Here is a 12,874-nt window from a genome sequence, read left to right as displayed (position 1 = left end):
AACATAGTGAGTGATGAAGTGAATACACTTTGCCGAAACTATACAGCAATTGCCATGCCAGCCGGGAAAAAAAGCGGTACGCAGGCGCGGGCAGGGCGGGGGAGTCATTGTCTGACGTTGTAATATTTCTATAAATAACAAGGGATAATGTGGGTGGTAAGCGAGAGGCGTAGATAATGCGATCGTTTATACATAAAAGGAATATCTAATAAACAGATGGAATAAATTATCTGAAGGCAATACGAATTTGCTTTATTTGGGTGCAAGCAAGGTTAATTTAGTGCAATGCTTTTTTTATTCTAAATATAGAAGAAAATTGTCTGTTACATCCGTATGGCTCTGCGGATTTTATATTTGCGTTTAGCGCCGGCTATGTGTAGATCGAAGTGTATGCACATCGCGATTGTGTTATGTTTTCCGGCATGTTATCAATTTAAATATACTCGTCATACTTCAAGCCTCATGTGTGTTGGCCGCTCTTCCGTATCGCCGAATTTATCGGGTATACGGTATTTTTCGGAAGCCTTTCCGATAGTTAATCGGTTAATGCCATGACAGCCATCAAGAGGAAATAACGTGCCGGTGAGTCAGAAAACAGCGCGCAGCGCGGATAGCGTGGAAAAAGTGTATGAAGTGGTGAAAACACTCGCGATAGATTATCACTTCAAACCCGGCGAACGTATTAACGAGGTTGAACTGGCCAGCCGGCTGGGCGTTTCTCGTACGCCGGTGCGCGAGGCGCTGAATCGTCTGGCTCAGGATGGCTTCATGAGCTTCGTACCCAATCGCGGTTTTTATTCCAGAGATATCACGCCCGACGGCGTGCGCGAGCTTTACGAGATGCGGGCGGTGATTGAACAGGCGGCGTTCCGCTTCGCCTGCCTGCGCGCCAGCGATGAAGACATCAATCAGACGGCGGAAATCTGGGAGCGGAGCTGCCGCGATTTGCCCGATCCGACCACCATCAAGGACTGGACCAAAGTCGCCGAAGACGACGAAGCCTTCCATATGTCGATCGCCCGTATCGCCCGTAATAAACGGCTGTATGACACGCTCGCCGGCCTGAATTCCCTGATCCGTTTTTTCCGCCGTATCGACCTGGAAACGCCTAGCCGGCGCAACAATGCCTATGACGAACACGTCGGCATTATTGAAGCATTGCGCCGGCGTGACGTGGAAACCGGGGTTCCCTTGATGGAAAAGCACGTTTCACTCAGTGCGGACCATGCGATTGCGGTGACGAAAGAAGGCCTGGCGCGTATTTATTTCGGCAAGTTGACGTGAAGCAAATAAGCGGTAAATACGGCAGGGAAATAAGGCCATCGGCGGGAAAAAATGAACGCAAATAAAGGATGAACGGCGCATCGGCTTATTTTTTTATCGCGGGAATAATCCAGCTTTCATCAAGGCGACGACGGAACGCTGATTAACTTGAAAATCACGGTGGGTATATCGTCGGTCGCACATTTTAGGTTACAGCCCTGATTTTCAGGAAAAGGAATACGCAAATGAATATTAATCAGAAGGCGGCGTTAAGCCTCGATCATGTGTTGGTCACGGTCAATCACTATGAGCAGTCCTTTGAGAATTATCGTCGGATGGGGTTCTCCCCATCGCCCATCAGCTATCACCCGTGGGGAACCGTCACCAGTTTCATGATGTTCGAGGATAATTTTATTGAGCTCATCGGGGTCAATGACGCCAGTAAGTTCGGCAACAATGCGGTGAATGGCTTCTGTTTCGGCCGCCAGATGGGATCTTTTCTCGAACGCGGCGAAGACGGTATTTCCCTGATTGCGTTGCACAGTAAAGACGCCAGGGGCGATTACGCGCAGTTGATTAAGCGCTTTGAGCAGCACCAGGGCGTGATTGACTTCCGACGTGAAATCATCATGGATAACGGCCAGTTGGACGAAGTCGCGGTGTCTATCGGCTTGCTGATCGACCCCCGCTATCCGGAAGCGTCCGGCTTTATCTGCCAGCAGTTCCGGCCCGACCTGATTTGGGTGGATGCGTGGCGTCATCATCCGAATGGCGCGACCGGCATTGAGGCCGTGACCTACACGGCGCAGGACGGTGAAATGAACGTGCTGGAAGCACGCTGGCGCAATGCTTACGGCGAACGCGTCGCCTGGCTCGACGGCGTACTGACGGCGGATACCGGTTCCGGTCTGCTGCGGGCCATGACTCCGGCGCAGGCCGAGGAACATTTCGCGGGCGCGGCGCTGCCGGTTTCGGTTAATACCAAACCTCATGCCATCGCTCTGACGCTGGGTACGAGCAACGGCCGCGCGCTGCGCGATATTCTGACGACCAATCAGGTCAGCTATTCTGACGCTGCCGGACGCGTGCGCGTGGCGCCGGAAGCGGCGGGTAATATCATTCTTGAGTTTGTTGACGTCGAACGCTAAATATCTGGAGGCAATACCATGAGTCAGATTCACTTTATTGGGGCAGGGCAGATGGCGGAAGCCATTATTCGGGCGGCGCTGAACAACGGCAAACTGTCGCGCGACGCGATCACCCTGGATGATATCGATGCGGCGAGAATCGCCACGCTGGAAGAACGTTATCAACTGACGTCCCGCCTGCGCGGCGAGGATGCGCTGGCGGCGGCCGATTACATTGTGATAGGGGTGCGGCCGCAGGACGACATTGCGTCGGTCTCCGCCCGCATCCGCCGGCATGCGTCGCCGCAGGCGACGGTGATTTCCATCATCGCCGGCGTGACCATCGCGACCTTGACCGAACAACTGGGCGATGCGCGGCCCATTGCCAGGGTGATCCCGAATACGCTGACCGACACCGGCTATGGCTACAGCGGCGCGGTGCTGAACGCCCATGTTGAGGAAGCGCCGCTGCGGGCGTTTCTGGAAAGTTTCGGAAAAGTAATGCTGGTGGAAGAGCGGCTGCTGGATATTTTCACCGGTTACGGCGTGGCCGGCCCGAATTACGTGTACTACTTTATCGAATCGTTGATTGACGCCGGCGTGCTGGCCGGTATGCCCCGCGCGCAGGCAACCCAGATCGCCTATGAAAACCTGGTGGGCGCGGTGGCGATGCTCAACATCAGCGGCAAACATCCGCGTCAGCTGCTGGATATCAACAACTCGCCGGCCGGGGTGGGCATGAACGGGCTGTATGCGTTAAACAACAGCGATTTCGCCGCCGGGCTACAGCGCAGCGTGCTGGCGGCGGTGAAACGCACCACCGAGCTGGCGGGCAACAAATAAACCTCGCTCTGATCATCACGCCGCGTGTTTGCGCGGCGTCGCCGCTAATCGCCTGATTAGCGGTCATCACCTGCCGTGATTCTCTAGCCCTCGCGGATATCCAATTTTAAGTTAAATATCCTCCATTACTGTTTTCCTTCGCCCTTTTGGGCTGGTGGATATCGTAATTATTATTATAATAATGGTTATGATGTTTTGGGTGAGGCTAGGGACTTGGCGATTTATGTGCATAGGCGTTTTGACAAGAGTTTTAAGAACAGTGGCCTGACTGATGCGGACTTGTGCGCAGTTGCTGCGCAGGTGATGAGAGGTGAGTTCGAGGCTGATTTAGGCGGTGGGGTTATCAAGAAAAGGATGGCACTGAATGCGGGGAAAAGTGGCGGCGTGCGAACGATTGTGTTCTTCAAAAAGAATAACAACCTGTTTTTTTACGATGGCTGGTCTAAAGGTGGCTTTAATAAAAAAGGCGCAAAGGAGATCGAGGATGACCAGCTTTACACCTATAAACTGCTCGCCAAAGGTTATTTAAAGGCAGATTCCAACGCCATGGATGTACTGAAACAAAGCGGAACATTTAGAGAGGTAAGCTGTGATGAAAAAACAGCCGGTTGAATTACATGAAATGCTTGAAGACGCAAGAGAGCTTCACGCACTTGGCCTGATGCCCGATGAAGATCTGGCTGAAATCAGCGCGCGCGTGAATGCGCGTGAGTTTCGCAAACGCATCGCTGCCGTGCGCGTAATGACCGGCGCTGAAATCAAAGCGGTTCGCGTTCGTTGCGGTTTGTCGCAGGCATTGCTGGCTTACACCCTGGGCATGACGGTCGACAGCGTTTCCAAATGGGAACGGGGCGAGATCACGCCAAGCGGTCCAGCGCTGCGCATCCTCAACACTCTCGCGGCAAAAGGTCCGGATGTGTTTGCAAATTGAGTTGAAAGTACAATACCACTTCTGATCAAATACGCCGGTCTTGAGTGGTCGCTATGAGCTGACGGTCTGAGTACGAGGTTTTGCCTGTTGCCGCGCATCCTCCGGGAATTTTGGCGGATTTGCGCGCTCCTTATTCAAAAACGCCGTTTCAATATGACGGATGGATCATGATGTCGGCGCCGATCAGAAACATCGTCAGCATTCCCTGTTTGCGGTGAATTTATGTGTAAAATGGCTGTCGCAAAAGTTGCGCGATAAAGGACGGCAGGCATGAAACCCAAATCGATTACGCTGTATGACGTGGCTGAATATGCCGGCGTCTCCTATCAGACCGTGTCGCGCGTGATTAATCAGGCGAGCCACGTTTCAGAGAAAACCCGGCTGAAAGTGGAAGCCGCCATGGCCGCGCTGAATTATGTGCCGAACCGCGTGGCGCAGCAACTGGCGGGCAAACTCAGCCATACCATCGGCCTTGCCACCACTAATCTGTCCCTGCATGCGCCCTCGCAAATCGTCGCCGCGATCAAATCCGAAGCCGGAAAAATGCAGTTCAACGTGGTGATTTCCATGATAGAACAGCCGGGGCTGGAGGCGAGCAGAGCGGCGATAAACAGCCTGCTCTCTCAGCGAGTGGATGGGCTGATCGTCAATATTCCGCTGGAGAATGACGATGCGCAGGTCATTATGCGCGCCTGCGGTAAGGTGCCGGTGCTGTTTCTGGACGTGTCCCCCTCTCTGGCGGCCAATACCGCGCTTTTCGATCCCCATGAAGGCGCGCGGCTGGGCGTTGAACATCTGGTGGATCTGGGGCATCGGCGCATTGCGCTGTTGACCGGGCCGCTGACCTCCGTCTCCGCGCGCTTACGTTTTGAAGGCTGGCGGCAGACGCTGACGCAGCGCCAGTTGCAACCGCTGGCGGTTTTGCAGGGCGACTGGAGCTCTCTCTCCGGCTATGAGCAAACGGCGCGCATGCTGGCGCAGGGCGCGCTCCCGACCGCGCTGCTGGTCGCCAACGATCAGATGGCGCTGGGGGCGCTGCGCGCGCTGTCTGAATCCGCGCTTGCGGTGCCAGGACAGGTTTCGGTAGTCGGCTATGACGATACGGAAGACAGCGCCTGTTTCATCCCGCCGCTGACCACCATCAAGCAGGATTTCAAAGCGCTGGGCAAGGCCAGCGTTCATCGCATGATTGAACTCATCCATACGCCGGACGCCGCCCCGTCGTCTCAGCTGTTGCCGATTACGCTGGTGGAACGCAAAACCACCGCCGCGCCGGAAGAAAGCGCCGCATCGCCGCAGGCGTTGGCCGATGCGCTGAGCGCGTTGGCGCGTCAGGTCGCCCGGCTGGAAAAGCGTTAATCCCACACAAGGCAGCGACCGACCGCAGCCCTCCGCCGGACGTTAACGCGCGTTCCGCCCGCCGATCCCCGCCTGATGCCGCGCGTTGAACCTTATCTCACTTGATTCGCCGGCAATTAATTTGTGAGGCCTGTCACCGAATGCCGTACGCAGGCTTTACATCCTGGACGTCAGCACGGATATTTTCCTTAAATTGTGAGCGAATCACAATCTGACAAAGGACTCCGATGATGACTCTTCAAGCAGGCACTCTCGCTTCGGTACTCGCACGGCGCGACTGGGAAAATCCCTCGGTTACCCAACTGAATCAACTTGACGCGCATCCCGCATTCGCCAGCTGGCGCGCGCCGGCGGATGCCAGGGATGATGCGCCATCGCCCAGCATGCGTAGTTTGAACGGCTTCTGGCGCTTCAGCTATTTCCATCGGCCGGAAGCGGTGCCGGAAAGCTGGCTGCATCAGGATGACCCGCGCGCCGATGAGATTACGGTTCCATCCAACTGGCAGATGCTGGGCTATGATGCGCCGATCTATACCAACGTGACCTATCCCATTCCGGTCAATCCGCCGTTCGTACCTGCTGAAAACCCTACTGGTTGTTACTCGCTCACATTTGATGTGGACGACGACTGGCTCGCCGGCGACCAGACGCGCATTATCTTCGACGGCGTGAACTCGGCGTTTCATCTCTGGTGTAACGGCTGCTGGGTCGGCTACGCGCAGGATAGCCGTTTGCCCTCGGAGTTCGACTTGACCGCGCTGCTGCACGCGGGGGAAAACCGGCTGGCGGTGATGGTGCTGCGCTGGAGCGACGGCAGCTATCTGGAAGATCAGGATATGTGGCGCATGAGCGGCATTTTCCGCGATGTCTCCTTGTTGCGTAAGCCGCAAACCCATCTCAGCGATCTGCGTATCGCGACCCATCTGAACGACGATTTCAGCCATGCCGAGCTGGAAGTGCTGGCGGTGGTCGGCGGCCCGCAGCGTGAGAGCGCGCAAATTACGGTGCAATTGTGGGATGGCGGGCGATTAGTCGGCGAGCGCCGGCAGCCTGTCGGCAGCGACATCATTGATGAACGCGGCATTTACCGCGACCGCGCCACGGTGCGCCTGCCGGTCAGCCGGCCTGCGCTGTGGAGCGCCGAGATCCCGCATCTCTATCGGGTGGTGGTGATTTTGCAGGACAAAAACGGCGCCTTCATTGAAGCGGAAGCCTGTGATACCGGTTTTCGTAAAGTCGAGATCGGCAACGGCCTGCTGAAACTGAACGGCAAGCCGCTGCTGATCCGCGGCACAAACCGGCACGAGCATCATCCGCAGCAGGGTCAGGTGATGGATCTTGCCACCATGCGCCAGGATATCCTCCTGATGAAGCAGCATAATTTTAACGCGGTACGCTGCTCCCACTATCCCAACCATCCCCTCTGGTATCGTCTGTGCGACCGTTACGGCCTGTATGTGGTGGACGAAGCCAATATTGAAACCCACGGCATGGAGCCGATGAACCGGCTGACCGACGATCCGCGCTGGCTGCCGGCCATGAGCGAACGCGTGACGCGCATGGTGCAGCGCGATCGAAATCATCCGTCGATCATTATCTGGTCGCTGGGCAACGAGTCCGGACACGGTTGCAACCATGATGCGCTCTATCACTGGATCAAGGCCAACGATCCTACGCGTCCGGTACAGTATGAAGGCGGCGGGGCCAATAGTCCGGCCACCGACATCGTGTGTCCGATGTACGCCCGCGTGGATCAGGATCAGCCGTTCCCGCAGGTGCCGAAGTGGTCGATCAAAAAATGGATCGGCATGCCGGACGAGCAGCGTCCGCTGATCCTGTGCGAATATGCGCACGCCATGGGCAATAGCCTGGGCGGTTTCCACAAATACTGGGCCGCGTTCCGTCAGTACCCGAGATTACAGGGGGGATTCGTATGGGATTGGGTGGATCAGTCGCTGACGCAATACGATGAAAACGGCGAGCCTCATCAGGCCTACGGCGGCGACTTCGGCGATAAGCCGAACGATCGCCAGTTCTGTATGGACGGTCTGGTTTTTGCCGACCGGACGCCGCATCCGTCGCTGTACGAAGCGCAGCACGCGCAGCAGTTTTTCCAGTTCGTCCTGCATCAGGAAAGTCCGTTGCGGCTGGAGGTGTGCAGCGAATACCTGTTCCGCCGCAGCGACAATGAACGCCTGATCTGGACGCTGGCGCAGGAGGGTGAAACGCTGGCAAGCGGCGAAGCGACGCTGGATATCGCGCCGCAGGGTCGTCAGTCGATCGTCCTTGACGCGTTGCCGGAAGCGACCACGCCCGGACAGGTGTGGCTGACGGTCAGGGTGGCGCAGATTAACGCCACGGACTGGAGCGACGCCGGCCACGTCTGCGCCTGGCAGCAGTGGCGTTTAGCGGATGTACCGGCCGTTGACCCGGCGCCGGTTAAGGGCGCCGCGCCGCAGTTGGCGGTGAGCGAACGGCATTATGATATCAGTCTTGGCGCGCAACGCTGGCGGTTCAGTCGTGAAAGCGGCCTGTTGACGCAGTGGTGGCAGGATGGGCGGCCGACGCTGCTGCATCCGCTGGCGGATCAGTTTACCCGCGCGCCGCTGGACAATGATATCGGCGTCAGCGAGGTCACGCGTATCGATCCCAATGCCTGGGCGGAACGCTGGAAAGCGGCCGGCTATTACGATCTGGAAGCCGATCTGGTGCAGTGCGAAGCCGAAGCGCTGACGCAATCCGTGGCGCTGTACACCGTTCATCGCTGGACGTATCAGGGCAAGACGGTGTTTATCAGCCGTAAAACCTACCGTATCGACAGCCTCGGCGAGCTGCATATCGACGTGGATGTGACGATCGCGTCGGGTTCGCCGGCTCCGGCGCGCATCGGCCTGACCTGCCAACTGGCGGAGGTGAACGACGATGTGACCTGGCTGGGACTCGGCCCGCATGAAAACTACCCGGATCGCAAACAGGGCGCATGCTACGACAAATGGCGGCGTCCGCTCGACGAACTCTATACCCCTTATGTCTTCCCGACGGAAAACGGCCTGCGCTGCGATACGCAGCGGCTGGAATATGGCGACAACCGCTGGCGGGGCCATTTCCATTTCAATATCAGTCGTTACAGCCAGCGACAGCTGCGCGAGGTTTCGCATCGCCATCTGTTAACGCCGGAAGCGGGTACCTGGGTGAATCTGGATGGTTTTCATATGGGGGTCGGCGGCGATGACTCCTGGAGTCCCAGCGTTGCGCCGGAGTATTTGTTGCAGAACAGCCATTATCGCTACGTCGTGCGCTGGCGGCGCGGCTAACCCGGTTCGGATGATCTTTCCCCTGCGGGCGAACCGACGCGTTCGCCTGACTGCTAGCCTAAGGATAACAGTATGTATTATTTAAAAAATACCAATTTCTGGATGTTCGGGCTGTTCTTTTTCTTCTACTTTTTCATCATGGGGGCCTATTTCCCGTTTTTTCCCATCTGGCTGCACGATATCAACCAAATCAGTAAAAGCGACACCGGGATTATCTTTGCCAGCATCTCTTTCTTTTCACTGTTGTTTCAGCCGATTTTCGGTCTGCTGTCCGACAAGCTGGGCTTAAGGAAACATCTGCTGTGGATCATCACCGGCATGCTGGTGCTGTTCGCGCCGTTCTTTATTTATGTGTTCGGCCCGCTGCTAAAGACCAATATTCTGCTGGGATCGATAGTCGGCGGCATTTACCTCGGTTTTATCTATAACGGCGGCGCGCCGGCGATCGAGGCCTATATTGAAAAAGTCAGTCGCCGCAGCCAGTTTGAATTTGGTCGCGCCCGGCTGTTCGGCTGTATCGGCTGGGCCTTATGCGCCTCGATTGTCGGCATTATGTTTACCATCAACAACGAGTTTGTTTTCTGGCTGGGCTCAGGCTGTGCGGTGATCCTCGCGATCTTGCTGTTTATCGCCAAACCGCAGACGCCCTCTTCGGCGGAAGTGGCGGACTCGCTCGGCGCGAATCAGAGCGCATTCAGCTTACGTCTGGCGCTGGAACTGTTTAAAAATCCCAAGCTGTGGTTTCTGTCGCTCTACGTGGTGGGCGTCTCCTGTACCTATGACGTATTTGACCAGCAGTTCGCTAACTTTTTTACCTCGTTTTTCAGCTCCAGCGAGCAGGGTACGCGCGTATTCGGCTATGTCACGACGATGGGGGAACTGCTGAATGCCAGCATCATGTTCTTCGCGCCGCTGATCGTTAACCGCATTGGCGGTAAAAACGCGCTGCTGCTGGCGGGAATGATTATGTCCGTGCGTATTCTCGGCTCTTCTTTCGCCTCCACCTACGTGGAAGTGATCATTCTGAAAACCCTGCATATGTTTGAAGTGCCGTTTCTGATCGTCGGCTGCTTCAAATACATCACCACCCAGTTCGAGGTTCGTTTCTCCGCCACCATCTATCTGGTTTGTTTCTGCTTTTTCAAACAGCTGGCGATGATGTTTATGTCGGTGTTCGCCGGTCACATGTACGACGGCATCGGTTTCCACGGCACCTATCTGGTGCTGGGCCTGGTGGCGCTTGGCTTTACGCTGCTTTCCGCCTTCACGCTGAGCGGTATGGGACCGATTGCCGCCTGGCGCTCGTTTGGCAAAGCGAAAGAAAAAATCGCCTGAAACAGGTATGCCGATACGGAAAAACGCTCGCTGTTATCGCCGACAGCGAGCGTTGAGTTGACGTTGCTCAAGCCCGCAGCTCGTCGTAACACACCATTACATGCTCTTTGAATGCCGGGCGCTGCGTCAGGCGTTCATAGTAGCTTCGGACGGCCGGCAACGCGCGGCGTTGAATCGCGATATCGTAATAACGGTAGAGCACATGGCCGAACTGGATATCCGCCAGGGTGAAATTCGGGCCGGCCAGATAGTCATGCGCCGCCAGCCTCTCTTCTGCGATGCTGAGTTTGACGGTGAAGGCCGCCAGCGCTTTTTCTATCGCCGCATCATCGCGTTCGTTTGCCGGCGTACGCACGACGCGCCAGAAAATCGGCGCGGTGAACATCAGCGCGATATTGAGCTTGGACCATTCAGCCCATTTGTCGACGTTGGCGCGCGCCGACAAATCCGTCGGCCAGAACGCCTCCGCGCCATAACGGTTGGCCAGATAGCGAAGGATGGCGCCGGTTTCCCAGAGCGGTTCGCCGTCATCCTCTTTCAACACCGGCACGGTGCCGTTCGGATTCATCGCCAGAAACGCCGGCGTATCGGTGCCGCCGTAGATATGGCCCGCATCATGGCGATGATAAGGCAAGCCCAGCTCGCCGATACACCACATCAGCGCCTGAACATTTGACGAGGAACGTCTTCCCCAAACCGTTAACATGCCGACCTCCGGTGAATGTGTGGTATTAACCCGATGATTGTACTCTAATGAACGCTATTCCATCAGGGTTAACGAGGAACCATGAATATGCGAATCATCGAAAAAAGTGATGCGCCAGACATTGACTGGCAGGCGCTGGCCGCGCTGTTACGTCGCGCCGGACTGGGCGACAGAGAGAGGATGAAATTAAAACAGGCTTATCAGAACAGCCAGTATTACTGGCTTGGCTATGAGGGCGGGCAAATGATCGCCACGGCTCGCGCCATCAGCGATTTTACCTATGCCAGCTACCTGGCGGATGTGGCGATAGCGCCCGAATATCAGGGCCGGGGGTATGGCAATTTATTGATGAACGAGATTATGGCGACGCTTTCCCCCTATGGAAAAACCTTTATCTATTCGGTGCCGGATAAAATCGGTTTCTACAACAAATATGGTTATCATGTTCTGGCGACCGGCATGGTTTATGCCAATCCGCAAGAAATGGAACGTCTCAGAAGCGTTGGCTATCTTGCGGATTAAGCTGGCAAACGAACTAAAAGTACCGTTATTAAACGAAATTTATTACGAAAGTACATATCGGGAACCGTTATTTTCTAGCCAGTTATGCATATTTTCATTAACGTGATAGTTGCCCTCATGATGCATAAACTTCAGTTTATTTTTCATATTTAATTCCACAACGCCTTGTCCGGTCCAGGAGTCGACGATCGCCCCTTTGGGGAAAGTATCGTTTGGGGGGAAAACCACATAGTTATGACTAAGTTTATGGTTGCTTACGATGCTGAAATCAGTCAAACCTAAACCATATCGTAAGTGCAGCCCGACTTCGAGAGCCTGCATATCACAATTGGAAAATCCATGTTCGCGGCATTTTTGCAGACAATCCGTGAGCTGTTCCGGCGACATTTCAATTGCGCCCCGCAGTTCATCGCTGACGGTGCGGTAGATATATTGTTGTTGCAACGCCGCCAGTTGTTTTAGCGTTTCTGTCGGGTAAGCCCGCTTGGCCGCCTGGGTATATTGCTCGGCTCTGCGCATTGTCATCAGAGAGTTGGCATCCAGTCTGTGGGCATTGTTTATTCGATCCATCGCCATTTGGTAGCCGGTGGTCGATAACCGGGTTCTGTTAGCTATTTGCTGCGTCAGTTCACTGATCTGCTCAGATAACCCCAAACATTGAGAACCGGAGGCCGTTGCTCGTATATTCGAAGATGAACTTGTGGCGGATGGGGAATTTCTATAGGAATACGCCCATGAGGCGTTTGCTGAATAGCCGGGTATCTTATCCATATTAAACTTTTTCCATAATATACTTATCTGTTATGTATGCAGTAAGTAAGAGCCAAGTGGAGTAAGTTCCCTTCTTAAGGTTCCCGCAGCGGCGTTATTGAATAAATCATTTTAAGGTGCAGCAAAGTCCTTTCCTCATCTATCAGGCAATACGAATGCTGGCAGGCATACCCAATAGCGCCATGATGTTCATGGCTTTCACCTGCGCCATTGCCTCGCCTACTGCGCATCGTAATCACGTAGCGACGGCCGCTCTGCGAACATCATCTTCATCCGCGACATCGCCGTTTCCGCCAGTGAACGCAGGTGGTAGCCGACTTTCTCTTTCCATTCCTCATTGTTCCCCGTCAGTCGCTGGCGCGCCACCGCCTGATTTCGTTCCTTTATCGGATTCCATTGCTTTTAATAAAGATTTGTTGGCTTCCTGAAAATGTCGGCCACGTGATACACCGAGGTAAGATGTTTTAGACAGTTTCATTTCATCGGCTGTGGAATACGCATTTGGCGGTTTGTTGCTACTACACTTTGCCAGCCCCAGCGGGTCGATCCATGTCAACGGATTCGGCGCATAAGCATAATGATCCTACCCACGAATGGTGGACACGCTGTTAAGCGAGTAAAATCGTTAACAAGGTGAACCATGACGCAAGCAAAATCTGTGAAGAAGACATCCCGTAATCAATATACCCCGGAGTTTCGCCAG

11 protein-coding genes and 1 pseudogene are annotated in these 12,874 nt (G+C 55.0%); 9 read left to right on the top strand and 3 right to left on the bottom strand.

What is annotated here, in order from left to right; translation table 11 throughout:
* Nucleotides 1-582 precede the first annotated feature (582 nt).
* The 8 genes from ABRZ28_RS18990 (at nt 583) to ABRZ28_RS18955 (ending at nt 10,172) form a co-directional block, all read left to right on the top strand.
* Nucleotides 583-1,284, top strand: coding sequence for a GntR family transcriptional regulator (locus ABRZ28_RS18990; RefSeq protein ID WP_319605736.1), 702 nt, complete (start codon nt 583-585; stop codon nt 1,282-1,284).
* A gap of 224 nt (nt 1,285-1,508) precedes the next feature.
* The gene (locus ABRZ28_RS18985) at nt 1,509-2,411 is read left to right on the top strand and encodes a VOC family protein (RefSeq protein ID WP_330521146.1); all 903 of its coding nucleotides are present in this window, start codon (nt 1,509-1,511) and stop codon (nt 2,409-2,411) included.
* Between the two features lie 18 nt (nt 2,412-2,429).
* Complete coding sequence (locus ABRZ28_RS18980; RefSeq protein WP_330521145.1) at nt 2,430-3,233, top strand: pyrroline-5-carboxylate reductase family protein; 804 nt, start codon at nt 2,430-2,432, stop codon at nt 3,231-3,233.
* A 213-nt stretch (nt 3,234-3,446) separates the two neighbouring features.
* Nucleotides 3,447-3,845: a type II toxin-antitoxin system RelE/ParE family toxin gene (locus ABRZ28_RS18975; RefSeq protein WP_330521144.1), complete on the top strand. Its 399-nt coding sequence runs from the start codon at nt 3,447-3,449 to the stop codon at nt 3,843-3,845.
* The gene (locus tag ABRZ28_RS18970; RefSeq protein WP_330521143.1) at nt 3,826-4,164 is read left to right on the top strand and encodes a helix-turn-helix domain-containing protein; all 339 of its coding nucleotides are present in this window, start codon (nt 3,826-3,828) and stop codon (nt 4,162-4,164) included. The genes ABRZ28_RS18975 and ABRZ28_RS18970 overlap by 20 nt, the downstream gene beginning before the upstream one ends.
* Before the next feature lie 270 nt (nt 4,165-4,434).
* Nucleotides 4,435-5,523, top strand: coding sequence for a LacI family DNA-binding transcriptional regulator (locus ABRZ28_RS18965; protein ID WP_330521142.1), 1,089 nt, complete (start codon nt 4,435-4,437; stop codon nt 5,521-5,523).
* A 230-nt stretch (nt 5,524-5,753) separates the two neighbouring features.
* The gene (locus ABRZ28_RS18960; protein WP_330521200.1) at nt 5,754-8,837 is read left to right on the top strand and encodes a beta-galactosidase; all 3,084 of its coding nucleotides are present in this window, start codon (nt 5,754-5,756) and stop codon (nt 8,835-8,837) included.
* 72 nt (nt 8,838-8,909) lie between these two features.
* Nucleotides 8,910-10,172 carry an MFS transporter gene (locus ABRZ28_RS18955; protein ID WP_330521141.1) on the top strand — a complete coding sequence of 421 codons (1,263 nt, stop codon included), beginning with the start codon at nt 8,910-8,912 and terminating at the stop codon, nt 10,170-10,172.
* A 67-nt stretch (nt 10,173-10,239) separates the two neighbouring features.
* Here ABRZ28_RS18955 and ABRZ28_RS18950 read toward each other — a convergent pair whose 3' ends face one another.
* Nucleotides 10,240-10,878, bottom strand: a complete 639-nt coding sequence (locus tag ABRZ28_RS18950; protein WP_330521140.1) for a glutathione S-transferase family protein — start codon at nt 10,876-10,878, stop codon at nt 10,240-10,242.
* Nucleotides 10,879-10,965: 87 nt separating this feature from the next.
* Here ABRZ28_RS18950 and ABRZ28_RS18945 point away from each other — a divergent pair, with 87 nt between their 5' ends.
* A complete protein-coding gene (locus tag ABRZ28_RS18945; protein WP_413556333.1) occupies nt 10,966-11,400 on the top strand; it encodes a GNAT family N-acetyltransferase in 435 nt (144 codons plus the stop codon).
* Nucleotides 11,401-11,442: 42 nt separating this feature from the next.
* Here ABRZ28_RS18945 and ABRZ28_RS18940 read toward each other — a convergent pair whose 3' ends face one another.
* Both ABRZ28_RS18940 and ABRZ28_RS18935 read right to left on the bottom strand, forming a co-directional pair.
* Nucleotides 11,443-12,171, bottom strand: a complete 729-nt coding sequence (locus tag ABRZ28_RS18940; RefSeq protein WP_319605743.1) for a hypothetical protein — start codon at nt 12,169-12,171, stop codon at nt 11,443-11,445.
* 142 nt (nt 12,172-12,313) lie between these two features.
* Nucleotides 12,314-12,552: pseudogene (locus tag ABRZ28_RS18935) on the bottom strand (IS5/IS1182 family transposase); the annotation flags it as partial.
* Nucleotides 12,553-12,874 lie beyond the last annotated feature (322 nt).

The sequence above is a fragment of the Brenneria sp. g21c3 genome, from assembly GCF_040240345.1.
Classification (GTDB): Bacteria; Pseudomonadota; Gammaproteobacteria; order Enterobacterales; family Enterobacteriaceae; genus Brenneria.
Note: the sequence above shows the minus strand (reverse complement) of the source record. Positions and strands in the feature narration are given on the sequence as shown.

Coding starts and splice junctions, on each gene's coding strand:
- ABRZ28_RS18945 (WP_413556333.1), top strand. CDS start 10,966: ATGCGAATCATCGAAAAAAGTGATGCGCCAGACATTGACTGGCAGGCG.
- ABRZ28_RS18970 (WP_330521143.1), top strand. CDS start 3,826: ATGAAAAAACAGCCGGTTGAATTACATGAAATGCTTGAAGACGCAAGA.
- ABRZ28_RS18980 (WP_330521145.1), top strand. CDS start 2,430: ATGAGTCAGATTCACTTTATTGGGGCAGGGCAGATGGCGGAAGCCATT.
- ABRZ28_RS18965 (WP_330521142.1), top strand. CDS start 4,435: ATGAAACCCAAATCGATTACGCTGTATGACGTGGCTGAATATGCCGGC.
- ABRZ28_RS18940 (WP_319605743.1), bottom strand. CDS start 12,171: ATGGATAAGATACCCGGCTATTCAGCAAACGCCTCATGGGCGTATTCC.
- ABRZ28_RS18985 (WP_330521146.1), top strand. CDS start 1,509: ATGAATATTAATCAGAAGGCGGCGTTAAGCCTCGATCATGTGTTGGTC.
- ABRZ28_RS18960 (WP_330521200.1), top strand. CDS start 5,754: ATGACTCTTCAAGCAGGCACTCTCGCTTCGGTACTCGCACGGCGCGAC.
- ABRZ28_RS18955 (WP_330521141.1), top strand. CDS start 8,910: ATGTATTATTTAAAAAATACCAATTTCTGGATGTTCGGGCTGTTCTTT.
- ABRZ28_RS18950 (WP_330521140.1), bottom strand. CDS start 10,878: ATGTTAACGGTTTGGGGAAGACGTTCCTCGTCAAATGTTCAGGCGCTG.